This window comes from Kitasatospora sp. Xyl93, assembly GCF_055383135.1.
The window spans coordinates 4,837,735-4,860,940 of the sequence record NZ_AP029185.1 but is presented as its reverse complement, the minus strand read 5'-3'; the positions used below and the strand labels follow the sequence as shown (position 1 = coordinate 4,860,940).

General features: G+C 72.2%; 20 protein-coding genes, 1 tRNA gene and 1 pseudogene. 8 read left to right on the top strand and 14 right to left on the bottom strand.

The window, feature by feature from the left end; genetic code table 11:
* Nucleotides 1-119 precede the first annotated feature (119 nt).
* Nucleotides 120-629: a MarR family winged helix-turn-helix transcriptional regulator gene (locus ACZ5GH_RS21790; protein ID WP_464335069.1), complete on the top strand. Its 510-nt coding sequence runs from the start codon at nt 120-122 to the stop codon at nt 627-629.
* Here ACZ5GH_RS21790 and ACZ5GH_RS21785 read toward each other — a convergent pair.
* Nucleotides 626-1,780, bottom strand: a complete 1,155-nt coding sequence (locus ACZ5GH_RS21785) for a cystathionine gamma-synthase (protein WP_387749648.1) — start codon at nt 1,778-1,780, stop codon at nt 626-628. The two genes, ACZ5GH_RS21790 and ACZ5GH_RS21785, sit on opposite strands and share 4 nt — an antisense overlap.
* 189 nt (nt 1,781-1,969) lie before the next feature.
* Here ACZ5GH_RS21785 and msrA point away from each other — a divergent pair, with 189 nt between their 5' ends.
* Together msrA and ACZ5GH_RS21775 are read left to right on the top strand one after the other, a co-directional pair.
* Nucleotides 1,970-2,635, top strand: coding sequence for a peptide-methionine (S)-S-oxide reductase MsrA (msrA, locus tag ACZ5GH_RS21780; RefSeq protein WP_464335068.1), 666 nt, complete (start codon nt 1,970-1,972; stop codon nt 2,633-2,635).
* A gap of 137 nt (nt 2,636-2,772) precedes the next feature.
* A complete protein-coding gene (locus ACZ5GH_RS21775; protein WP_387749643.1) occupies nt 2,773-3,135 on the top strand; it encodes a cupin domain-containing protein in 363 nt (120 codons plus the stop codon).
* Between the two features lie 55 nt (nt 3,136-3,190).
* Here the strand turns inward: ACZ5GH_RS21775 and ACZ5GH_RS21770 are convergent, their stop codons facing one another.
* The 5 genes from ACZ5GH_RS21770 to ACZ5GH_RS21750 form a co-directional block, all read right to left on the bottom strand.
* A complete protein-coding gene (locus ACZ5GH_RS21770; RefSeq protein WP_464335067.1) occupies nt 3,191-3,997 on the bottom strand; it encodes a hypothetical protein in 807 nt (268 codons plus the stop codon).
* Nucleotides 3,994-4,545, bottom strand: a complete 552-nt coding sequence (locus ACZ5GH_RS21765; RefSeq protein WP_387749637.1) for a SigE family RNA polymerase sigma factor — start codon at nt 4,543-4,545, stop codon at nt 3,994-3,996. The genes ACZ5GH_RS21770 and ACZ5GH_RS21765 overlap by 4 nt, the downstream gene beginning before the upstream one ends.
* A 76-nt stretch (nt 4,546-4,621) precedes the next feature.
* Complete coding sequence (locus ACZ5GH_RS21760; RefSeq protein WP_387749634.1) at nt 4,622-5,905, bottom strand: L,D-transpeptidase; 1,284 nt, start codon at nt 5,903-5,905, stop codon at nt 4,622-4,624.
* Between the two features lie 200 nt (nt 5,906-6,105).
* Nucleotides 6,106-6,444, bottom strand: coding sequence for a hypothetical protein (locus ACZ5GH_RS21755; protein WP_387749632.1), 339 nt, complete (start codon nt 6,442-6,444; stop codon nt 6,106-6,108).
* Between the two features lie 642 nt (nt 6,445-7,086).
* On the bottom strand, nt 7,087-8,487 hold the full coding sequence (locus tag ACZ5GH_RS21750; protein ID WP_387749629.1) for a cystathionine beta-synthase: 1,401 nt from the start codon (nt 8,485-8,487) through the stop codon (nt 7,087-7,089).
* 216 nt (nt 8,488-8,703) lie between these two features.
* Between ACZ5GH_RS21750 and ACZ5GH_RS21745 the strand changes: the two genes are divergently transcribed.
* The 3 genes from ACZ5GH_RS21745 (at nt 8,704) to ACZ5GH_RS21735 (ending at nt 12,287) form a co-directional block, all read left to right on the top strand.
* Nucleotides 8,704-9,774 (top strand): SGNH/GDSL hydrolase family protein, encoded by a 1,071-nt coding sequence (locus ACZ5GH_RS21745; protein ID WP_464335066.1) that lies wholly within the window; start codon nt 8,704-8,706, stop codon nt 9,772-9,774.
* Between the two features lie 63 nt (nt 9,775-9,837).
* Nucleotides 9,838-11,058, top strand: a complete 1,221-nt coding sequence (locus ACZ5GH_RS21740; protein ID WP_387749624.1) for an acetyl-CoA C-acetyltransferase — start codon at nt 9,838-9,840, stop codon at nt 11,056-11,058.
* 290 nt (nt 11,059-11,348) lie between these two features.
* On the top strand, nt 11,349-12,287 hold the full coding sequence (locus ACZ5GH_RS21735) for a hypothetical protein (protein WP_387749621.1): 939 nt from the start codon (nt 11,349-11,351) through the stop codon (nt 12,285-12,287).
* Nucleotides 12,288-12,403: 116 nt separating this feature from the next.
* On the opposite strand, the gene ACZ5GH_RS21730 is transcribed toward ACZ5GH_RS21735, so the two are convergent.
* The 3 genes from ACZ5GH_RS21730 to ACZ5GH_RS21720 all read right to left on the bottom strand — a co-directional run bounded on the left by ACZ5GH_RS21730 (nt 12,404) and on the right by ACZ5GH_RS21720 (nt 13,953).
* Nucleotides 12,404-12,772, bottom strand: a complete 369-nt coding sequence (locus tag ACZ5GH_RS21730) for a hypothetical protein (protein WP_464335065.1) — start codon at nt 12,770-12,772, stop codon at nt 12,404-12,406.
* Between the two features lie 86 nt (nt 12,773-12,858).
* Complete coding sequence (locus ACZ5GH_RS21725; RefSeq protein WP_387749616.1) at nt 12,859-13,728, bottom strand: Bax inhibitor-1/YccA family protein; 870 nt, start codon at nt 13,726-13,728, stop codon at nt 12,859-12,861.
* Nucleotides 13,729-13,871: 143 nt separating this feature from the next.
* Nucleotides 13,872-13,953 (bottom strand) — tRNA-Leu (locus tag ACZ5GH_RS21720).
* Between the two features lie 291 nt (nt 13,954-14,244).
* Between ACZ5GH_RS21720 and ACZ5GH_RS21715 the strand changes: the two genes are divergently transcribed.
* The gene (locus ACZ5GH_RS21715; RefSeq protein ID WP_387749613.1) at nt 14,245-15,018 is read left to right on the top strand and encodes an ABC transporter ATP-binding protein; all 774 of its coding nucleotides are present in this window, start codon (nt 14,245-14,247) and stop codon (nt 15,016-15,018) included.
* Between the two features lie 49 nt (nt 15,019-15,067).
* Entirely contained in the window at nt 15,068-17,626 is a 2,559-nt protein-coding gene (locus tag ACZ5GH_RS21710) for an ABC transporter permease (RefSeq protein WP_387749611.1), read from the top strand.
* A 178-nt stretch (nt 17,627-17,804) separates the two neighbouring features.
* On the opposite strand, the gene ACZ5GH_RS21705 is transcribed toward ACZ5GH_RS21710, so the two are convergent.
* The 5 genes and pseudogenes from ACZ5GH_RS21705 to eno form a co-directional block, all read right to left on the bottom strand.
* A complete protein-coding gene (locus tag ACZ5GH_RS21705) occupies nt 17,805-19,172 on the bottom strand; it encodes an NAD(P)/FAD-dependent oxidoreductase (RefSeq protein ID WP_387749608.1) in 1,368 nt (455 codons plus the stop codon).
* Between the two features lie 428 nt (nt 19,173-19,600).
* Complete coding sequence (locus tag ACZ5GH_RS21700; RefSeq protein ID WP_464335064.1) at nt 19,601-20,542, bottom strand: Ppx/GppA phosphatase family protein; 942 nt, start codon at nt 20,540-20,542, stop codon at nt 19,601-19,603.
* Nucleotides 20,543-20,670: 128 nt separating this feature from the next.
* A pseudogene (locus ACZ5GH_RS21695) lies at nt 20,671-21,210 on the bottom strand (DUF501 domain-containing protein); the annotation flags it as partial.
* Nucleotides 21,182-21,673: an FtsB family cell division protein gene (locus tag ACZ5GH_RS21690; protein ID WP_464335063.1), complete on the bottom strand. Its 492-nt coding sequence runs from the start codon at nt 21,671-21,673 to the stop codon at nt 21,182-21,184. The pseudogene ACZ5GH_RS21695 and the gene ACZ5GH_RS21690, both read right to left, overlap by 29 nt.
* Nucleotides 21,674-21,792: 119 nt before the next feature.
* The gene (eno, locus tag ACZ5GH_RS21685; RefSeq protein ID WP_387749599.1) at nt 21,793-23,079 is read right to left on the bottom strand and encodes a phosphopyruvate hydratase; all 1,287 of its coding nucleotides are present in this window, start codon (nt 23,077-23,079) and stop codon (nt 21,793-21,795) included.
* Between the last annotated feature and the right edge of the window lie 127 nt (nt 23,080-23,206).

The window sequence follows — 23,206 nt, the reverse complement described above, 5'->3', positions numbered from 1 at the left end:
CGTCAGCCTACGGGCGGGGTGGCGGCAATCCGGGATGCCGGGCCTGTTCCCGGGCCCGCCCGGCCCGCGTACCCTGCTGGTTCTGAGCCTCCCTCACCGCACGACGATCGTGAGCCGCGATGACGACGACCTCGCCCCAGGCCACCGACCGCACCGACCCCGTGCACACCCAACTCCAGTACCAGCTGGCGGTGTTCGCGCGCCGCATGGAGCAGGTCCGGACCTCCGGCGGCGGGGTCGGAGCGCTGGACCGGGCCGCCTACCTGCTGCTCGACCGGTTGGACCGGCACGGGCCGGCCAACGTCAAGGCGCTGGCCGAGGCGCTGGGCGTGGACTCCTCGACGGTGACCCGCCAGGTCGCCCCGCTGGTCGCGGCCGGGCTGGTCGGCCGGGTACAGGACCCGGCCGACCGCCGCGCCGTACGGCTCGCGCTGACCTCGCACGGCGCCGGCCGGCTCGCCGAAGTCCGGGACGGCCGGGCCGAGTTGACCCGCCGCCTGGTGTCCGGCTGGCCGCCGGAGGAACAGCGCGCGTTCTGCGCCCTGCTGGCCCGCTTCAACCTCGCGATGGAGTCGTACACGGCGGACCAGCAGGGGCAGTTCGGGGCCGCTGGGCCCCAACGGCCTTAGCCGAGCGCCTGCTTGAGGTCGGCCAGCAGGTCGTCGATCGACTCGATGCCGACCGAGACGCGCACCAGGTCGGACGGCACCTCCAGGGCCGAGCCCGCCACCGAGGCGTGGGTCATCCGGCCCGGGTGCTCGATCAGCGACTCGACGCCGCCGAGCGACTCGCCGAGGGTGAACAGCTGCGCGCGGTTGCAGACCTCGACGGCCGCCTCCTCGCCGCCGGCGACCCGGAACGAGACCATGCCGCCGAAGGCCTTCATCTGCTTGGCCGCGATGTCGTGGCCGGGGTGCTCGGGCAGGCCCGGGTAGAGCACCTGGCTGACCTTCGGGTGGCTCGCCAGCAGCTCGGCGACCTTCTCCGCGTTGGCGCTGTGCCTGTCCATCCGGACGCCCAGCGTCTTGATGCCGCGCAGCACCAGCCAGGCGTCGAACGGGCCGGACACGGCGCCCATCGCGTTCTGGTGGTACGCGACCTCCTCGCCGAGGGCCGCGTCGGCCAGCACCAGCGCACCGCCGACCACGTCCGAGTGGCCGCCCATGTACTTGGTGGTGGAGTGCACGACCGCGTCCGCGCCGAGCGAGATCGGCTGCTGGAGGTACGGGCTGGCGAAGGTGTTGTCGACCACCAGGAGTGCGCCGGCACCGTGCGCGATCTCGGCCAGCGCGGTCAGGTCGGTGATGCCCAGCAGCGGGTTGGACGGGGTCTCCACCCACACCGCGCGGGTGTTGGGGCGCAGCGCCGCGCGGACGGTGGCCAGGTCCTGGGTGTTGGCCACCGAGAACTCGACGCCCCAGCGGGTCAGCACCTTGGCGAACAGCCGGAAGGTGCCGCCGTAGGCGTCGTTGGGGATGACGATGTGGTCGCCCGGCTTGAGGACGGTGCGCAGCAGGGTGTCCTCGGCGGCGAGGCCGGAGGCGAAGGCGAGGCCGCGGGCGCCGCCCTCCAGCGCCGCGAGGCACTCCTCCAGCGCGGTGCGGGTCGGGTTGGCGCTGCGGCTGTACTCGTAGCCGCCCCGCAGGCCGCCCACCCCGTCCTGCTTGTACGTGGACACCTGGTAGATCGGCGTGACGACGGCCCCGGTCTGGGGATCTGCTTCCTGACCCGCGTGGATGGCGAGAGTCTCGAAGCCCTGAGGAAGCTGGTGCTCGGTCATGGGTCCGAGCCTAGTGTGCGAACGCCGCCGTGCCCGCACGAACCGGCAACCGGGAGGAACCCGCAGGTGGGAGCGGGGGTGCGGCGGGCCGCGGCCGCGCCGCCCGGGGCCCGGGGCCGCCGCCGGAATCCGGCGGCCGCCGTCCGCGTTGGACCCTGCGCCAGGATTCCCGACCCGCTGGAGCAGGCCGTGCTGTTCAACCGCCACAAGACCTCGCTCGTCCCCGCCGACCAGGCGCTGCCCGGCCGGGCGACCCCGGCCTTCACCCTGACCGAGCCGCACACCGTGCTCGGGCACCCGCTGTCCGGCCCGTACCCGGAGGGCCTGGAGGTGGCCGACTTCGGTCTCGGCTGCTTCTGGGGCGCCGAGCGCGCCTTCTGGCGGCTCCCCGGCGTCTGGACGACGCTGGTCGGCTACCAGGGCGGCCACACCCCCAACCCGACGTACGAGGAGGTGTGCAGCGGGCTGACCGGGCACACCGAGGCGGTCCGGGTGGTGTACGACCCGGCGGTGATCTCCTACGAGCGCCTGCTGAAGACCTTCTGGGAGGCCCACGACCCGACCCAGGGCAACCGCCAGGGCAACGACGTGGGCACCCAGTACCGCTCCGCCGTCTACACCCACTCCCCCGCCCAGGCCGAGGCCGCGGCGGCCACCCGGGACGCGTTCCAGCCGTCGCTGACCGCGCTCGGTTACGGCCCGATCACCACCGAGATCGCCCCGGCCGGGCCGTTCTACCCGGCCGAGCCGTACCACCAGCAGTACCTGTCGGAGGCCAAGAACCCCAACGGCTACTGCGGTCTCGGCGGCACGGGGGCCTCCTGCCCGATCGGCGTGGCCCGCACCCGGGGCTGACCCCCGCCCCGGCCCGCCCCGGGGAGCGGCCACTCAACGTGACCCGTCCCCGATCGGGGCGCAGACTGGAAGGGCCAGCAGGGACGGCCCGGCCACCCGCTGGTGGCCGGGCCGTCCTCGTGGGAGAGGAGTGCGCCATGTCCGGTCTCTACCAGCGGAACTTCGACGATCCCGAGGAGGTCCGCCCCTTCGAGGAGGGCAAGGGGGAGCTGCGGCTGGTCAACCTGGACGGCGGCCCGGTGGGCCGGGCCGTGTTCGAGCCGGGTTGGCAGTGGTCCAAGCACGTGAAGCCGATCGCCGGGACCGACAGCTGCCAGGCCTCCCACGCCGGCTACGTGGTCTCCGGCCGGATGAGGATCGTCATGGACGACGGCCAGGAGTCCGAGATCGGCCCCGGGGACTTCATGACCTGCGCGCCCGGCCACGACGCCTGGACGGTGGGCCCGGAGCCCTGCGTGATCGTCGACTGGCAGGGCTTCGCGGACTACGCGAAGCGGTGAGCCGGTCGACGGCGAGCCGGTCGACGGCGAGCCGGTCGACGGCGAGCCGGGCGGCTCAGAGCACGGTCGGCGGCTGCTCCTCGGCACCGTCCACCGTGTGGCCGGCGCGACCGGCCAGCAGCCTGCCGTCGGTGTCGTAGGCCCCGACGGCGGGCGCCTTCCAGCCCGGCTGCGGTTCCGGTTCGACCACCGGCAGCACGGCGTAGTACCCGACCCAGTCCTTCATGCCCGCGGTGACGAGCAGGGTGGCGACGGTGACCCGGCCGCCCTCGAAGACCATGATCCTGGCCGGGGTCGGGCCCAGGTAGAAGCCGTGCACGAGGAGGCGGTCGGACGTCCGGCTGAGGTCCGTCAGGATGCCGGGCCGTTCGACCGGCAGCTCGGGGTCGCTCAGGTCGACGCACGACACGCCCTGGTAGCCGTCGGTCGTCCGGTCGACGGCGTCCTGGCAGTTCTTGGTCGCGGTCACCGACAGCCGGAGCCCGTCGACCGGCTCGACCTCCTGTCCGGCGGCGACCTTCCACACCGGCGAGAGCGGCGGCCTGCTCGGGGTCGCCTGCGGGGTGGGAGTGGCGGCCGTGGCGGTGGGCGTCGCGGTGACGGGCGGCGGGGACGCCGCCCCCGCCGGCGCGGCCGCGGCCGGCGCCGCCCCGCCCGCGACCTGCCCGGCGGGCCGGGCGCCTCCGGCCGTCACCGCGGTGATCCCGCAGACCAGGGCCACCGCCACGGCGGCCGCCCCGGTCCCGGCTCTGCGCCTGGCCCGGCGGCGTCGGGCGGCGGCGATGATCGGCACCGGGTCCGGCCCGATCACGTACGGGTCCTCGTCCTTGAGCAGTTCGCCGAGCCGGTCCTCGAAGCTCATACCGTCACCTCGATGCGCGTCGTGGGGTCCGCCGCCCCGCCGGAGCGGTCGGCGAGTTGGGGCAGGGCGCGCAGCTTGGCCATCGCCCGGTGCAGCGTGCTCTTCACGGTGCCCGGGGCGATGCCCAGTTCGGCCGCGATGTCGGCCTCGGCGAGGTCCCCGTAGTACCGCAGCACCACGACCGTCCGTTCCCGGCGGGTGAGGGTGCCCAGCGCCTCGTGCAGCAGGGCCCGCTCGGCCAGCCGTTCGGCGAGGTCCTCGGGGAACGGCTGGTCGGGGGTCTGCTCGGTGGGCAGTTCGTGGTTGCGCAGCCGGCGCCACCAGTCGCGGTGCTGGTTGACCACGATCCGGCGGACGTAGGCGCTCGGGTCGTCCGAGGTGATCCGGTGCCAGTTCAGGTAGGCGCGTTCCAGCGCGGACTGCACGATGTCCTTCGCCCGGTCCGGGTCCCCGGTCAGCAGTTCGGCCAGCCGCAGCAGCCGGTGGCCGTAGCCGGCCACGAACGCGCTGAACTCGTCGTCCTGGCGCTGTCTCCGCTCGCGTTTCACACCTCTTCGACTCCTCGGGCGGGCCGTGGGGTTCGGTCCTCCCGAGGAGTTCTTCCGACCGGATCGGGGAGCCGGGTCAGACGGCGCTGCCGGCCTTCCAGGCGGCCCAGCCCATGTTCCAGCCGTTCAGGCCGTTGTCCGGGGCGACCGTCTTGTCGCCGGAGTTCACGACCTCGACCACGTCGCCGATCATCGAGGACTTGTAGAACTTGTAGCCGTCCGTGCCGGTGTCCTGGGCGCCCTTGGCGTCCTGGAGGCCGATGCAGCCGTGGCTGGTGTTCTGGCCGCCGAAGATCGACGGCGAGGACCAGTAGTTGCCGTGGATGAAGGTGCCCGAGGTGCTGAGGCGCTGGGCGTGCGGCACGTCCGCGATGTCGTACTCGCTGCCCAGGTTGACGGTCTGCGAGTTCATCCGGGTCTGGGTGTACTGCTCGGAGATCACCATCTTGCCGCCCCAGGTGGTGTGCTCGGGCGAGCCGCCGGAGATCTTGTACACCGCGCTGACCTGGCCGTCGGTGGTGACGGTGAGCTTCTTGGTGGCGAGGTCGGCGACGCTGGTCTGGGCGCGGCCGATGGTGAAGCTCACGTCCTTGGACTGGGTGCCGTACACGCCCTTGGCGCCCTCGACGTCCTTGAGCCGGAGCTTGAGGGTGACCTTGGTGCCCTTGGCCCAGTACTCCTGCGGCCGGAAGTCGAGGCGGGTGCTGGAGAACCAGTGGCCGACGATCTCGACCCCCGGCTCGGCTATCACCGTGATCGCCTGCTGGACGGCCTTGCGGTCGGTGATCGGCTTGCTGAAGTTGATCGAGACCGGCATGCCGACGCCGACCGTCGAGCCGTCCTCGGGGGTGAAGTAGCCGACGAAGGTGTTGGCGGGGGTCGCCGTGGTGAAGACGGCGTTGGAGTCCGCCTCCAGCTTGTCCTTGTCGAAGGCGGTCGCGGCGACGGTGTACTTGGTGCCGCTGGCGGGGGCGGCGGCGGACGTCCAGCTGGTGCTGTCGGCCGAGAGCTGGCCGGCCAGCTCCTTGCCGGTGGTGTCGGTGACCTTGACGCTGCTCAGGGTGCCGTTGGCGACGGTGACCTTGACCGGCTCGCTGAAGCTCGCGGAGGCGGCGCCGTCGGCCGGGATGACGGTGATGACCGCGGCCGAGGTCTTCGGGGTGCTGCTCGCACCGCCGGAGCCCGGGGTGCCGCTCGCTCCGCCGGAGCCGGAGCCGCTGCCACCGCCGCTACCGCTGCCGCCGGTGTCGTCGTTGCAGGCCGCCAGCAGCAGGACGGGGGCGCCGATCAGTCCGGCGAGGACCCCGCGCCGGCTCCAGCTGCTTGCGGCCGCCCGTCCCTGACCGTCCCGTGCCGTCACGTCGCGTCTCCCTGCTGATCATCCCGGGCATTACGGATACAGAAACGCAATCCGCCCGTTCACGGTTCCATCACCGAAGAGTAAGCGATCGTATGAGATGACCCAACTTGCCAACGAACAGGGACGAAACGCCCGGCCCGCGAGGTGGACCGGGCGTTCGGGGGTGGTGACGGCGGGCGCCGTCGACCGGCGTCCGCGTCCTACTCGGCGGACTCGTCCACCTGGTACTCGTCCCACTCCTCGTTGTCCGGGTCGAACTCGGTCTGCGCCGACTCCCAGGTCGCCGAGGCGAGCTCCACGCCGGGCACCTCGCCCAGCAGGGCGACGGGGTCGATGAAGTGGGCGAGCGAACCCGACGGGTCCACCTCGATGGCCTCGACGGACTGGGCGCGCTCCTCGTCGTCGAGGTACTCGTCGGCGGTGACCGCCTCCAGGGCGGCCGCCTTGAGGGCGCCCTCGTCGGTGATCTCCGCGATGAGCTCGATCTTCACCCGGACGTAGCGCGGGGCGTCCTGGTCGGTCGTTTCAGTGCTGGTCATGCGTGCGAGCGTACGGGACGGCCACGCCCGGCGTGCGGCACGGGCGGCCGCCCGGAGCACACCCCGCGCGCCCGGCGCGAACGGCACGGACGGCGCGAACGGAAGGGCCGGTCCCTCGGAGAAGGACCGGCCCCACCGTTCCCCGCACGGGCTCCCCCACCCGGGAGCCACGGGGACACGCGCCGTGCGGCGCGGTTCCGCCGCGGGAGCCGCCGCACCCTGTCAGCCGGCCGGAGCCGGGCAGGGGCGGGACGACGGCGCCTCCCGCGACGGGAGGACACGGCGGCCGGGTCAGGGCCGCCCGACGTGTCCGGAGCCGACCGCGCCCGCCGGGGAGCCGCTCCCGGACGGTTGCCGTCGCCTCGTTCGGCGTCCTGCCGTTGACCACCACGATGCCCGAGCCGTGTTAACCACATGCTGCGGACAGGTGACGCCGGTGTACCACTTCCCCCGTGGACGAATCCTCCGCATCCATCCGCGGAAGGGCGGTACGACGGCGTGGCGGTGACGGGCCGTCGGTGGCCGGCCGTCTCGCCGCGCCGGGCCGGGCCGGGCCGGGCCGGGCCGGGCCGGGCCGGGCCGGGCCGGTGACGGACTGTCGGCGGCGCCGGTCGGTGCCGCCGCGGTCGCACCGGCCGCGGGTCAGTGCTGGGCGCGCCCGGTCAGGAAGCCCAGCAGGTCCTGACGGGTGACGATGCCCTGCGGCTTGCCCTCGACCAGCACGACGGCCGCGTCGGCCTTCTCCAGCACGGTCATCAGGTTGGTGACGGTCTCGCCCGAGCCGACCACCGGCAGCGGCTTGGACATCACCTTGTCCAGCGTGTCGGTGAGCTCGATCTCCTTGGCGAAGATGCCCTCCAGCAGCAGCTTCTCCACCACCGAGCCGATCACCTCGCCGGCCATGATGTCCGGGTGCCCGGCGCCCGGGGAGACCACCGGCATCTGCGAGACGCCGTACTCGCGCAGCACCCGGACCGCCTCGGCGACCGTCTCGTTCGGGTGCATGTGGACGAACTGCGGGACGCCGCCCTGCTCGATGGACTCCTTGCGGGCCAGCACCTCGCCGATGTGCGCCTCGTCCGTGGAGGAGGGCAGGAAGCCGTAGTCGGCCATCCAGTCGTCGTTGAAGATCTTCGACAGGTAGCCGCGGCCGCCGTCCGGCAGCAGCACCACCACGACGTCGTCCGGGCCGAGCTTCCTGGCGACCTCCAGCGCGGCCACCACGGCCATGCCGCAGGAGCCGCCGACCAGCAGGCCCTCCTCCTTGGCCAGGCGGCGGGTCATCTGGAACGAGTCCTTGTCGGAGACGGCGACGATCCCGTCCGCGACGGAGCGGTCGTAGGCGGTCGGCCAGAAGTCCTCACCGACGCCCTCGACCAGGTACGGACGGCCGGTGCCGCCGGAGTAGACCGAGCCCTCCGGGTCGGCGCCGATCACCTTGACCTTGCCGCCGGAGACCTCCTTCAGGTAGTTGCCGGTGCCGGAGATGGTGCCGCCGGTGCCGACGCCCGCCACGAAGTGGGTGATCCTCCCGTCGGTCTGCTCCCACAGCTCCGGGCCGGTGGAGTGGTAGTGCGAGGCCGGGTTGTCCGGGTTGGAGTACTGGTCCGGCTTCCAGGCGTTCGGGGTCTCCCGGACCAGGCGGTCGGAGACGTTGTAGTACGAGTCCGGGTGCTCCGGGGCGACGGCGGTCGGGCAGACGACCACCTCGGCGCCGTACGCCCGCAGGGTGTTGATCTTGTCCGTCGAGACCTTGTCGGGACAGACGAAGATGCACTTGTAGCCCTTCTGCTGGGCCACGATCGCCAGGCCGACGCCGGTGTTGCCGGAGGTCGGCTCGACGATGGTGCCGCCGGGCTTGAGGGCGCCCGAGGCCTCCGCGGCCTCGATCATGCGCATCGCGATGCGGTCCTTGACCGAACCGCCGGGGTTGAAGTACTCGACCTTCGCCAGCACTGTCGCGCTGATGCCCTCGGTGACCTTGTTCAGCTTGACCAGCGGCGTGTTGCCGACCAGATCGATGATCGAATTGTGGTACCGCACGGGGGTCCTCCCGGTCTCTGGGCGTGCGAGTGCTTCTCGGTACTGCAAAGCCTAGGGCGTGGCAACCGCCCCGTGGCTCCCCTCCGGCTCGCGGCCACCAATGGCCCACCTCCGCCGACGCCCCCGGTACTCCCGGCCCGCGTGCGGGTAAGAGCGCTGTGCAGGCGTTGCCGTGGCCCGGAGGGGCCGGCAGGGAGCACGGGAAGGGGGCACCGGATGCCAGGGGCACAGGACTCGCGGGCCCGGGTGGCCCGTCGGATCGCCACCGCGGCGGCCTACGGCGGTGGCGGACTCGGGCTGCTCGGGGTGGGCCTGGTCGGCCTGCTGGTGACCGAGAGCAAACTCGCCGTCCAGGCCATCGGCGTCCTGGAGACCCACCCGCCCAGGGCCGACGGCGTCTACGGGGAGGCCTTCGCCGACCGCGCCGCCGCCCCGCAGGCCCCGCTGGTCCTGGCCGTCCTCGGCGACTCCACCGGCGCCGGCCTCGGGGTGGCCCGCTCCGGTGAGACCCCGGGCGCGCTGCTGGCCGCCGGCCTCGCCTCGGTGGCCGAGCGCCCGGTCCGGCTGGTCAACGTGGCCCGCTCCGGCGGACGCTCCGCCGATCTCTCCGGCCAGCTGGAGCAGGCGCTGCCGCACCGTCCGGACATCGCCGTGATCATGATCGGCGCCAACGACGTGACCCGGCACAGCCCGGCCCAGCTGGCCGTCCGCCAGCTGGGCGAGGCCGTCGCCGCGCTGCGCGCCAACGGCTGCGAGGTGGTCGTGGGCACCTGCCCGGACCTCGGCACGATCAAGCCGGTGCGGCCGCCGCTGCGCTGGGTGGCCCGCCGGCTGAGCCGGCAGCTGGCCGCCGCGCAGACCATCGCGGTGGTGGAGGCGGGCGGCCGGACGGTCTCGCTGGGCTCGCTGCTGGGCCCGGAGTTCGCCGCGCGCCCGGAGATGTTCGCCGCCGACCGCTACCACCCCTCCGCCCAGGGCTACGCGACCGCCGCGATGGCCGTGCTGCCCTCGGTCTGCGCCGTGCTCGGGCTCTGGCCGGAGGAGGAGCGCCCGGCCGCGGCCGTCCCGGGCGGCACCGTGCTGCCGGTCGCGGTGGCCGCCGCCGCGGCGGCCGGTCGGGAGGGCACCGAGGTGGCGGCCGTGCCGGCGGAGGGCACGGGCCGCCGCTGGGCCCAGCTGAGGCACCGGCTGCGGATCCACCCGGCCGCCCAGGAGGACGGGAAGGAAGCCGGTGCGGCCCCCGGGAACACGTCGGCCAGCTCACACACCGGCGCGGGTGACGCCTGATCTACCAGACGGTAACTTTCCTCCCGGACGTCAGGTCCGCCGTCACTCAGCGAGGAGCCCACCATGCCCGAAGCCGTCATCGTCAGCGCCGCCCGTTCGCCGATCGGCCGGGCGTTCAAGGGCTCGCTCAAGGACGTCCGGCCGGACGACCTGACCGCCCACATCATCCAGGCCGCGCTGGCCAAGGTACCGGAGCTCGACCCGCGCCAGATCGACGACCTGATGCTGGGCTGCGGCCTGCCCGGCGGCGAGCAGGGCCACAACCTGGCCCGCATCGTGGCCGTCCAGATGGGCATGGACTACCTGCCCGGCGCCACCATCACCCGCTACTGCTCCTCCTCGCTGCAGACCACGCGGATGGCACTGCACGCGATCCGGGCGGGCGAGGGCGACGTCTTCGTCTCGGCCGGTGTGGAGACCGTCTCGCGCAGCGTGAACGGCACCTCCGACGGCCTGCCGGGCACCATGAACCCGCTCTTCGACGAGGCCCAGGCCCGCACCAAGAAGCGGGCGGAGGAGGGCGGCGGCGAGTGGCACGACCCGCGCGAGGACGGCCTGGTGCCGGACGCCTACATCGCGATGGGCCAGACCGCCGAGAACCTGGCCGCGCTCAAGGGCGTCACCCGCGCCGAGCAGGACGAGTTCGGCGTCCGCTCGCAGAACCTCGCCGAGGCCGCCATCAAGGCCGGCTTCTGGGAGCGCGAGATCACCCCGGTCACCACGCCGGACGGCACCGTGGTCAGCACCGACGACGGCCCGCGCGCCGGCGTCACCCTGGAGGGCGTCTCGGGCCTGAAGCCGGTGTTCCGCCCGGACGGCACCGTGACCGCCGGTAACTGCTGCCCGCTGAACGACGGTGCGGCCGCGCTGGTCATCATGTCCGACACCAAGGCCCGCGAGCTCGGCATCACCCCGCTCGCCCGGGTGGTCTCCACCGGCGTCAGCGCGCTCTCCCCCGAGATCATGGGCTACGGGCCGGTCGAGGCTTCCAAGCAGGCGCTCCGGCGGGCCGGCCTGACCATCGGCGACATCGACCTGGTCGAGATCAACGAGGCCTTCGCCGCCCAGGTCATCCCGTCCTACCGCGACCTCGGCGTCGACCTGGACAAGCTGAACGTCAACGGCGGCGCGATCGCGGTCGGCCACCCGTTCGGCATGACCGGCGCCCGGATCACCACCACCCTGATCAACTCCCTGCAGTGGCACGACAAGCAGTTCGGCCTGGAGACCATGTGCGTCGGCGGCGGCCAGGGCATGGCGATGGTGCTGGAGCGCCTCAGCTGACCCTTCGAACGCACTCCGAAGGGTCTGGACCACCCATTTGGAGTGACGCACCGTAATTGAGGGCCGGATCACACCGCGAGGTCGATCCGGCCCTCTTTTCTTTCGTTTCCGGCCCGGAAATCGACACTGCGGAGCGGATCAACTCCACTGCGTAGAACGGTGTTACCTAACAATTTGGGGACAAGAGCGAAAGTCACGGACCAATCGGGCATTCGCCCCTGCGGTAACACCCCCGGATGCGGCAGTGTGGACACGTAACCCCGTTCCGCTCCTCGCTAGGAGTACGTTCCGTGAGCGCCGTCTACACCATCCTGCTGCTGATCCTGATCACCGTGTCGACCGCCGTGCTGCTCCACCTCCGCGGACTCTCCCGCCGACTGGACGCGCGGACCGCGGCCCCGGCCGTGCCCGCCCCGGTGGACGAGGCCGCGATACGCCGGGCCGTCGCCGAGGCGCTCGCCGCCGACCGCGAGCGGGAGATCACCGAGGCCCGGGCGTTCTGGGCCGAGCAGGAGGCCCGCGCGGCCGAGGACGCGCCGCTGTTCGACTCTCCGTTCTCCGGTGCGTTCTCCGGCACCGACGAGTGGCCGCTCTTCTTCCCCCGCCCCACCAGCCCGCAGGACGCCGTCGACAACGCCGGGACGATGGACCCGGAGTTCGGCGAGGCGCTGCGCTCCGCGCTGGAGGACCTGATCGGCGAGGGCGGCTCCGCCCCGGCCGCGCCCGGCACCGACGGCGGCGTGCCGCTGCGCCCCGGCCACCCGGTCGGCGAGACCAAGGAGGCCCGGGCCCGCCGCGAGGCCGACCTGCTGGCCACCGGCCTGGAGGCCGGGCTGCTGGACACCGACCCGGCCGTCGAGGAGGCCGCCGTCGCCGCGCCCGATCCGCGCCGCCACCCCTCGCACCCCGACTTCGTGCCCAGCCAGGCGCCGTCCCGGGAGTGGACCGACACCCGGCTGGCCACCCTCGCCGAGGAGGCCGTCGCCCTGGTCGACGTCCGCCCGGGCCCGCTGGGCACCCTGGACGTGTACGCCTTCGCCGACGGCACCACGCTCTGCGTGGCCCCGGGCGACCGTGAGGCCGCCTACCGGCTGATCGACGCGGTCCGCGCCGGTGAGCACGTCCGGCTGCTCGGCGGCTCGCGCTTCTCCGGCTCGTACTCGCTGACCTTCTCCACCGACGAGGAGGCCGTGTACGTGCTGGCCGACCGGGTGGTCGCCAGCATCTGACGCAGGCTCACCGGCGCGCGGCTCACGGCGTGCCGAAGGCCGGCCCGGGTCAGGGGGTTACGACCCGGGCCGGCCTTCCGCCTGTCCGGCTCCGTCCGCCGCGCGCCCGTCCGCGCTCAGCCGCAGAGCGCCGCCGTCTCCCGCACCGCGGCCACCGCCCCGGCGAGCACCTCGGCCGCCGCCGCCGGGCCGTCCGGCAGCGCCACCTCCGCGTCCTCCGGCAGCGCCGCGAGCGCGGCCGCCAGGTCGTGCCCGGCGACGGCCAGCTGGTCCCCCACCGCGAAGGCCCCGGCGTCCGGTAGCTCCCGCCGCGGGCCGCCCTCGGCCGCCAGCGCCGCCCCGGCCAGCCACCGGGCCAGTTCCAGCCCGGCCGCCGCCCGCGAGGGGTGCCCGGGCACGGCGCCCAGCAGCTTGCTCTGCGGCAGCGAGCGGAAACGATCCGCCAGTTTCTCGACGGCTTCGACCAGGGGCTCTACGTCATGCATGACAGCGAGCCTAGGCGAGAAAGCCGCCGGGCCCCGGAGCGAGTGCTCCGGGGCCCGGCGGCAGTGGTTCACGGCGGGAGGGACCGTCAGTCGTCGCCGCGCAGGATCGCGATCAGGCGCAGCATCTCCATGTAGATCCAGACCAGCGACAGGGTCAGCCCGAAGGCGGCCCGCCACGACTCCCGCTGCGGGGCGCCCTGGGCGATGGCCGTCTCGATCTCCGCGAAGTCCAGCGACAGGAAGAAGGCGCCCAGGCCGATGCCGACCAGGCCGACCACGATGCCCAGCGGGCCGGAGCGCAGCCCCATGTCGGCGCCGAAGGCCGAGGCGACCACGTTGACCAGCATCAGCAGCACGAAGCCCATGGCGATCGCGATGCCGATCCGCTGGTAGCGCGCGGTGACCCGGATCCGGCCGCTCTTGTAGGCGAACAGCATCGCCGCGAAGACCGCCGCGGTGCCCAGCACGGCCTGGATCACGATGCCGTTCAGCATGGTGTTGAAGGCGTGCGAGACGGCGCCCATCGCGAAGCCCTGGAGGGCCGCGTAGGTCAGGATCAGCGGCGGGCTGACGCTGCGCTTGAAGGAGACCACCAGGCCGACGACCATGGCCACCAGGCTCGCGGCGATGGCGAAGCCGAAGTTCTCGAACGGCAGCGCGAACCAGGCCACCGCGCCGGCGACGACGAGGGTCAGCAGCGTCATGGCGGTGCGGGCGACCACGTCGTCCAGCGTCATCCGCCCGGTGGCGGCCGGACCGGCCGACGGGCCGTTGTACAGCTCGTAGAGCTGCTCGTCGGTCATCGGGGCCTGGCCCGGCTGCTGGGCGTAGGGCGTCCCCGCGTAGGGGTTGTTGCCGTACGGGCTCCCGGCCTGCGCGGTGGTGCCGAACCCCGCGTAGCCGGTGTCGCGGGTGAAGGACCCCTCCCGCGAGAAGACCGGGTTGCTGCTTCTCATGTGCTCATTCCCTCCGTGGCGGCACTGCACCGCTCCTTGCACAAGGGTAATGGCTTGGCAAAAATTCCGGGATACGCCGCGAGGAGGATCCGGTGAACAACGTCCGGCGGGGACGCCGTCGGCGCCCCCGCCGGGTGAATCGGTGCCCGGAGCCGGACTCGAACCGGCACGGCCTCGCGGCCAAGCAGTTTTAAGCTGCCCGTGTCTGCGTTCCACCATCCGGGCGTCTGCGAGACCCCCCTGAGCCTAGTCGCCCGGCTCACCCTTTCGCATGTTCCCAGCCCCGGAAGTTGTCATGTTTCCTTGCCATCTGACGAACTGTCCGGGATTCGGCCACGAAGGATATCCGTTCCGGCCATCCCGTCGCCTCAGGGTTCACGTCATACCGCAGGAGGAGGGGCCCACCCCCGCCGTACGCCCAGCGGTGGTAGGGCCAACCGTCCGGCGGAGCGACGCAGGACCATGATCAGGTCACGGAACATGGAGGTACAAGTCCGCGAGCACAAGGAGCCCCCCGTGACCACGTCGACCGCAACCGCCGTCCGCACCGGCCTGGCGGCCGCCCGAGCCACCGGCCTGAACAAGGTCTACGGGGAGGGGGAGACCCGCGTCGTCGCCCTCGACAACGTCAGCGTGGTCTTCCCCCAGGGCGAGTTCACCGCCATCATGGGCCCCTCCGGCTCCGGCAAGTCCACCCTGATGCACTGCATGGCCGGCCTCGACACCGTCACCTCCGGCTCCTCCACCATCGGCGACACCGAGCTCGTCGGCCTCAAGGACAAGCAGCTCACCCAGCTGCGCCGCGACCACATCGGCTTCATCTTCCAGGCCTTCAACCTGCTCCCCACCCTGACGGCCCTGGAGAACATCACGCTCCCGATGGACATCGCCGGCCGCAAGGTCGACAAGCCCTGGCTGGACCGCGTCGTCGACACCGTCGGCCTCTCCGGCCGCCTCAGCCACCGCCCCTCGCAGCTCTCCGGCGGCCAGCAGCAGCGCGTCGCCTGCGCCCGCGCCCTGGCCGGCAAGCCCGACATCATCTTCGCCGACGAGCCCACCGGGAACCTCGACTCCCGCTCCGGCGCCGAGATCCTCTCCTTCCTGCGCAACTCCGTGCGCGAACTCGGCCAGACCGTCGTCATGGTGACCCACGACCCGGTCGCCGCCTCCTACGCCGACCGCGTCGTCTTCCTCGCCGACGGCCGGATCGTCGACGAACTCCACAACCCCACCGCCGACACCGTCCTGGACCGCATGCGCCGCTTCGACGCCAAGGGCCGCACCAGCTGACCCCGCCGCAGCCGTAGCCCGCTCACCGACCCCCTTCCCAGGACACCCCATGTATCGCACCGCACTGCGCAACGTGCTGGCCCACAAGGGCCGACTGCTGATGACGGCGCTGGCCGTCATGCTCGGCACCGCCTTCGTGGCCGGCACCATGGTCTTCTCCGACACCTTCGGCAAGGCCATGCGGGACAGCAACTCCAAGAGCTACTCCGACGTCTCGGTCCAGGTGGTGGACCGCGCGGCCGGCTCCACCGCCTCCGCCCGGCAGAAGAGCGAGAGCGGCTCGGCCACCCTCACCGACGCCACCGTCCAGCAGCTGGCCGCCCTGCCCGGCACCGCCGGCGCCCGCGGCGTGGTCAGCGGCTTCACCGGCGTCGCCGACAAGAAGGGCGACCTGATCGGCCAGGTCTGGGCCGCCAAGGGCGCCAACTTCGCGCCGGGCCAGGACGGCAAGGACCCGCGCTACCCGATGGTCGAGGGCCAGGGCCCGAAGGCCGCCAAGGAGGTCGCGCTCGACCGCAGGACCGCCGACAAGGGCGGCTACAAGGTCGGCGACACCGTCCGGGTCGCCGCCAACGGCCCGGTCGTCGAGGCGAAGCTCACCGGCGTCTTCACCACCGACGACCCGGTCGTGAACACCGGCGGCACGCTCACCCTGTTCGACAAGGCCACCGCCCAGCAGACCCTGCTGGAGCCGGGCCGCTTCAGCAGCATCGTGCTCACCGCCAAGGCCGGCACCAGCCAGGACGCGCTGCTCGCCGAGGTCCAGCCCAAGGTGCCGTCCGGCCACCAGTTCGACGTCGAGACCGGCGCCAAGCTCAAGGCCGACGAGCAGGAGCTGATCACCCAGGGCACCAGCAGCATGCGCACGATGCTCCTGGTCTTCGCCTTCATCTCGCTCTTCGTCGGCATCTTCATCATCGCCAACACCTTCACCATGCTGGTCGCCCAGCGCACCAAGGAGCTGGCCCTGCTGCGCGCCATCGGCGCCAGCCGCAAGCAGGTCACCCGGTCGGTGCTGATCGAGGCCCTGCTGATCGGCACCGTCTCCGCCGTGGCCGGCCTGCTCGCCGGCATCGGGATCGGCGCCGGGATGCAGTCGCTGATCGGCTCGCTGAACGAGAACATGCCGAACGGCTCGCTGGTGATCAAGCCGCTCACCGTGGTGGTGACGGTCGTGGTCGGCGTCGTGGTGACGGTCATGTCGGCCCTGCTGCCCGCCATGCGCGCCTCCCGGATCGCCCCGGTGGCCGCGATGAGCAGCGGCGACCAGCCGGTCTCCCAGAAGAGTCTGGTGGTCCGCAACACGATCGGCTCGGTGCTCGCCGGCGGCGGCCTCGCGCTGATCGGCTACGGGGCCTCGCTGGGCAACTCCGACGGCCGGCTGCCGGTCGGCCTGGGCGCCTTCCTGGCCCTGATCGGCGTGTTCGTCCTGCTGCCGCTGCTCTCCCGTCCGGTGGTCGCGCTGGTCGGCCCGCTGCTGCGCGGCCTCGGCGGCACCCCGGGCAAGCTCGCCCAGCAGAACGCGGTGCGCAACCCGCGCCGCACCGCGGCCACCGCCGCCGCGCTGACCATCGGTCTGACCCTGGTCACCGGCCTCACGGTGATCGGCGCCTCGGTCAACGACACCGTCGACCGGGCCGTCACCAGCTCGATGAAGGCCGACTTCATCATCGGGGCCGCCAACGGCATGAGCCTGTCCGAGCAGGTGCCCGCCCAGATCGCCAAGGCTCCCGGGGTCGCCGCCTCCTCCGCGATGACGACCGCGTACTGGGAGCTCAACGGCACCACCAAGGCGGTCAGCGGCCTGGACGCCGCCGTCCTGGACCAGCTCGCCGACGTCGAGCTGACCAGCGGTTCGACCGCCGGCTTCGGCAAGGGCCAGCTGCTGCTCGACGAGGACGCCGCCAAGAAGCTGAACGCCACCACCGGCTCGGTGCTGGACGTGGCCTTCCCGGACGAGACCACCGGCCGGCTCACCGTCGGCGGCGTCTACAAGTCGGGCGGCATGCTCGGCCCGGTCATGCTGGCCAACAGCGAGATCGCCGAGCACGAGCCGAAGCCGTACATCTCCGACGTCCTGGTCAAGGGCCGGGACGGCGCCACCGACGGCCTCAAGCAGTCGCTCAAGGACGCCACCGGCGCCAACCCGGTGATCGACGTGAAGTCCAAGCAGGACGTCCGGGACGAGTTCAGCCAGACCATCACCTTCGCGCTGAACCTGATGTACGGCCTGCTGGGGATGGCGGTCCTGATCGCGATCCTGGGCGTGGTCAACACGCTGGCGATGTCGGTCTTCGAGCGCAAGCGCGAGATCGGGATGCTGCGGGCGATCGGCCTGGACCGCTCGGGCATCAAGCGGATGGTCCGTCTGGAGTCCGTCGTGATCTCGCTGTTCGGCGCCGGCATCGGCCTGCTGCTCGGCTGCTTCATCGCCTGGGCGATCAACGGCACCCTGAAGTCCAGCCTCTCCGGGCTGACCACGGTCCTGCCGTACGGCCAGCTGGCGCTGTTCCTGGCGCTGGCCGGGGTGGTCGGCCTGGTGGCCGCGATCTGGCCGGCCCGCCGGGCGTCCAAGCTGGACATCCTGTCGAGCATCAAGACCGACTGACCGGTCCCGCGACGAGAAAGGTCCCCTGCCGGAGGGTTTCGGCAGGGGACCTTCTACTTCTGTACTCCGCCCGGTCGCACGGCCGGCTGAGCACCACGGAGGTCGTGGTCCGGCAACGCTGCCGGGCGGAGGGCCTCCGACTCATACCCCGGTGCTCCCACACCGGGGTCTCAGTCGCCTACTTGCTCGCGAGTTCCTTGTCGGCGGCCGGCTTGGCGGCCTCGACGGGCTTGGTGGGCGGAGTGACCTCCTGGATCGGCAGCTGCGGCCGCTCCATCTGGGAGAGGCCGACCATCTCGCGCTTGAGGAACATCGCGAGCGTCCAGTCGGTGAAGACGCGGACCTTGCGGTTGAAGGTCGGCACCATCGCGCCGTGGTACAGGCGGTGGAACCACCAGGCCGGACGGCCCTTCAGCTTGTACTTGCCGAAGAGGATCGCCACGCCCTTGTGCAGGCCGAGACCGGCGACCGCACCCAGGTTCTTGTGCTTGTACTCCTTCTGCGGGAAGCCGCGCATGCCGGAGATCACGTTGTCGCCGAGGACGACGGCCTGGCGGCAGGCGTGCTGCGCGTTCGGCGGGCACCAGGCGCCCTCGCCCGCGGCGAGGTCCGGCACCTGGGCGTTGTCGCCGGCGGCCCAGACGTAGTCGAAGCCCTGGACCTGGAGGGTCGGCGCGGTGTCGACGTGGCCGCGCGGGCCCAGCGGCAGGCCGAACTCGGACAGCACCGGGTTCGGCTTCACGCCGGCCGTCCACACGATGGTGGAGGCGTCCATCTCCATGCCGTTCTTCAGCATGACGTGGCCGTCGACGCAGGAGTCCATGGAGGTCTCGATGTAGACCTCGATGTTGCGCTCCTCGAGCTTCTCCTTGGTCCACAGACCGAGGTCCGGGCCCATCTCGGGGAGGATGCGGTTGGCCGCCTCGACCACGACGAAGCGCATGTCGTCACGGCTGACGGTCTTGTACAGCTTGGCCGCGTCGCGGGCCATGTCCTCGATCTCGGCGACCGTCTCGATGCCGGCGAAGCCGCCACCGATCACGACGAAGGTCAGCGCCTTGCGGCGGACCTCCGGGTCCGTGGTGGACTCGGCCTTGTCGAGCTGGGCCATGACGTGGTTGCGGAGGCCGATGGCCTCCTCGACCGTCTTCATGCCGATGCCGTTCTCCGCCAGACCCGGGATCGGGAAGGTGCGGGAGACCGAGCCGGTCGCGACGACCAGGTACTCGAAGGGCAGCTCGTAGCTGTCGCCGGCCGCCGGCTGGATGGTGGCGACCTTGCGGGCGTGGTCGATGCCGGTGACGGACCCGGTCAGCACCTCCGCCTGCTTGAGGGCGCTGCGCAGCGGCGCGACGAGGTTGCGGGGCGCGACGTTGCCGCCGGCCGCCTCGGGGAGGAAGGGCAGGTACGTCATGTACGACCGCGGGTCCACGACCGTGACGGTCGCTTCGCCGTAACGCATCTTCTTGAGGATGCGCATCGCGGCATACAGGCCGACGTAACCACCGCCGACAATGAGGATGCGAGGACGCTCCGTGGTGCTCATATCCGAAAGTATCCAGCACCGTCCGGAGCAGCCTTCGTGAGGCCGGTCACAAGTTGACGGACCCCCCGTGCTACACTGCGCGGCCGCAAAAACGGGCCCGGCACGGCGGCCTCCACCCCTGGACGGCCCCGCGCGGACGCGCGCCGGAGCACCACCGGCCTGAGCAGCAACGATCCGCACAGGGCCGGGGTTCCCGCGCGTGATTTCGATTTTCAAACCTCAACCGAGGCCTGGCCTGCGATCCCATGGGCCATCCCGCCGACGGGCCTTCGGTCCCACATTTCGGACGTAGCGGGCGAGCCGGTGCGGCGAATGGCCGGATCGCCATGTGAAGAAATTCACGAACTTTTCCGGCCGGGCCGGGCGCGCTCCGGCCCCGACCCCCCGAAAGGGGTGCCGGGGCCGGTTCGGGTAAGTCCCGCACTGGGTCAGCGGGCAATACCCCAGGCGATGCCGTCGAGGATGTCGTGCTCGCTGACGACCACCTCGGCGGCGCCGGTGCGCTCCATGATCTCCAGCAGCTCCAGCGCCCCGGCCGCGATCACGTCCACCCGGCCCGGGTGCATCGACGGGATCGCCGCCCGCTCGGCGTGGGTGGCGGCCAGCAGCCACCGGGTGATCTCGGCGACCCGGTCCCGGCCGATCCGCGAGTGGTGGATCGCCTCGGAGTCGTAGCCGGGCAGGTCCTGGGCGATCGCGGCCACCGTGGTGACCGTCCCGGCCAGGCCCACCAGGGTGGCCGCGCCGGTCAGCGGGACCACCTCCTCGGCCCGGTCCAGCTCGGCGCGGACGTGCGCCCGGGCGGCCGCGACCTGCTCCTCGGAGGGCAGCTCGGCGTCGCCGAAGTACCGCTCGGTGAGCCGCACGCAGCCGATGTCCACCGAGCGCGCCGCCTGCACGTCGTCCGTCCCGAGCACGAACTCGGTGGAGCCGCCGCCCAGGTCGAACACCAGGTACGGGCCCGGGAACTGACCGCCGGTCAGCTCCTTGGTGGCGCCCACGAAGGAGAGGTGCGCCTCCTCCTCGCCGCTCACCACCTCGGGCTCGACGCCCAGGATGTCGCGCACGCCCTTGACGTACTCGTCGCTGTTCTCGGCGTCCCGCGAGGCGCTGGTGGCGACGAAGCGGACCCGCTCGGGGCCCACGCCGAAACCGGAGATGATCTCCTGGTACTCCCGGCAGGCCGCGAAGGTGCGGGCCAGCGCGTCCGGGTGCAGCCGACCGGTCCGGTCCACGCCCTGGCCCAGCCGGTTGACGATCATCCGGCGGTCCAGGTCGGTGATCGCGCCGGTCTCGGGGTCGAGGTCGGCGACCAGCAGGCGGATCGAGTTGGTGCCGCAGTCGATCGCGGCCACGCGGGTCGTGCTCACTCGGACTCCTGCTCCGCCGCGGCCTCCTCGGCGGCCCGCTTCCTCGCGGCGCGCTCGGCGGTCTTCTGCTCCTTGGCCGCGATCACGGCCTCGTGGTCCTGCTCCTTGGCGCGGTTGCGGGCGACCCGCTCACCGGCGGCCTCGACCTCGGCCGGGGAGACGCACGGGCCCTTGGCCCACCAGTCCTCCAGCATGCCGATCGCCTCGTCGCCGAGCGGGTTGACGCCCTCGCCGGCCGCCAGCGAGTGGCCGACCAGCACGTGCAGGCACTTCACCCGGTCCGGCATGCCGCCGGCGCTCGGGAAGCCCTCCAGCACCTCGATCGCGTCGCGCCGGGCGATGTAGTCCTCGTGCGCCCTCTGGTAGGCGGCGGCCAGCTCCGGGTCCTCGGCGAGCCGGGCGCTCTGGTCCTTCATCACGCCCTCCGCCTCCAGGGTGCCGATCAGCGAGGCGGCCTTGGGGCAGGTCAGGTAGTAGAGCGTGGGGAACGGCGTGCCGTCCGGCAGCCGGGGCGCCGTCTCCACGACGTCCGGGTTGCCGCAGGGGCAGCGGTGCGCCACGCCGCGCAGGCCGCGCGGCACCCGGCCGAGCTGGGCGGCGATGGCCGCGACGTCGGCGTCGGAGACGGTGGGGTGGTTCTCAGTGGTCATGGGGGGAGGTGTCTCCAACGGGGGACGGTGGGAGGGGAAGGGGGGTGGCGGGGGCCGCCGCGGCGGTGTCGGCGGCGTCCACCGAGTCCCAGATGCTGGCGTACCAGGGCTTGGCGGCCTGCGCCGTACCGCCGGAGGAGGCGGGCGCGGCGGGCACGGAGGATCGGGCGCCCTGGCCGGCCGGGTCCACCGCGATGTACGGGGTCTCCCCCGGCACCGCGTAGTGCAGCCGGGCGCGGGCCTGCGCCTTGACGTACTCCGGGTCCTGCCAGCGGGCCTTCTCCCGGCGCAGCTGCTCGACCTGCTGGCGCGCGTGGTCGGCCTTCGCCCGCTGGGCGGAGATCTCGGCGCGCTGCGAGATGAACTGCCGCGTCGGGTAGGCGAGGATCGCCACCAGTGAGCAGAGCACCAGGACGAGGACGGTCGCCCGGCTCGTGAACCGGGGCCGGGCGGAAAAGCCCGGGATCCTCCAGCCAGCCATCTCCCGTATCCCCTCCTGGTCGCGACGGTGCCCCGCCGTCCACCCTACGGGGTGAACGGCGGGGCACCGGTCAGGCGTGCGCTACCGGGAGCGCCCGGCCCTCGTGCGGGCCGTGCGCGTCAGCCCTCGTGCTTGAAGCGCGGGAAGGCGCCGCGGCCGGCGTACTCGGCGGCGTCGTCGAGGATCTCCTCGATGCGCAGCAGCTGGTTGTACTTGGCGACGCGCTCGGAGCGGGCCGGGGCACCGGTCTTGATCTGGCCGCAGTTGGTGGCGACGGCCAGGTCGGCGATGGTGACGTCCTCGGTCTCGCCGGAGCGGTGCGACATCATGCAGCGGTAGCCGTTGCGCTGGGCCAGCTCGACGGCGTCCAGGGTCTCGGTCAACGAGCCGATCTGGTTCACCTTCACCAGCAGCGCGTTGGCGGTGCCGGTCTCGATGCCGCGGGCCAGGCGGGCCGGGTTGGTGACGAACAGGTCGTCGCCGACCAGCTGGACCTTGTCGCCCAGCTTGTCGGTCATGGCCTTCCAGCCGTCCCAGTCCGACTCGTCCAGCGGGTCCTCGATGGAGACCAGCGGGTACGCGGCGACCAGCTCGGCGTAGTACTCGATGAGCTCGGCGGAGGTGAGCTCCTTGCCCTCGAACTGGTAGGCGCCGTCCTCGTAGAACTCGGAGGAGGCGACGTCCAGGGCCAGCGCGACGTCACGGCCGGGCACGTAGCCGGCCTTCTGGATGGCCTCGACGATGAGGTCCAGGGCCTCGCGGTTGGAGTCCAGGTTCGGGGCGAAGCCGCCCTCGTCGCCCAGGCCGGTGGACAGGCCGCGCTCCTTCAGCACGCCCTTGAGCGTGTGGTAGACCTCGACGCCCCAGCGGACGGCCTCGGAGAAGGACTCCGCGCCGATCGGGGCGATCATGAACTCCTGGATGTCGACGTTGGAGTCCGCGTGCGAGCCGCCGTTGAGGATGTTCATCATCGGGACCGGCAGGACGTGCGCGTTCGGGCCGCCCAGGTAGCGGAACAGCGGCAGGTCGCTGGCCTCGGAGGCGGCGTGCGCGACGGCCAGCGAGACGCCCAGGATGGCGTTGGCGCCGAGCGAGGACTTGTCCGGGGTGGCGTCCAGGTCCAGCATGGCCTGGTCGATCAGGCGCTGCTCGGTGGCGTCGTAGCCGACCAGCTCCGGGCCGATCTGCTCGATGACGGCCAGGACGGCCTTCTCGACGCCCTTGCCGAAGTAGCGGTTCTTGTCGCCGTCGCGCAGCTCCAGGGCCTCGAAGGCACCGGTGGAGGCACCCGACGGGACAGCGGCACGACCCGTGCTGCCGTCGTCGAGGCCGACCTCGACCTCGACCGTGGGGTTGCCGCGGGAGTCGAGGATCTCACGGGCTACGACGACATCGATGGACGGCACGAGGCATCTCCTTGCGGAAGCAGGGTCCGGTCTGACGGTGGTGCTGTCAGCAGGACGATTGCGGAGTCGTTACGACCAGAGCCTAACCGCCCGGGCTCCCGGGGCCACGTCCGCCTCGGTCCCGTCT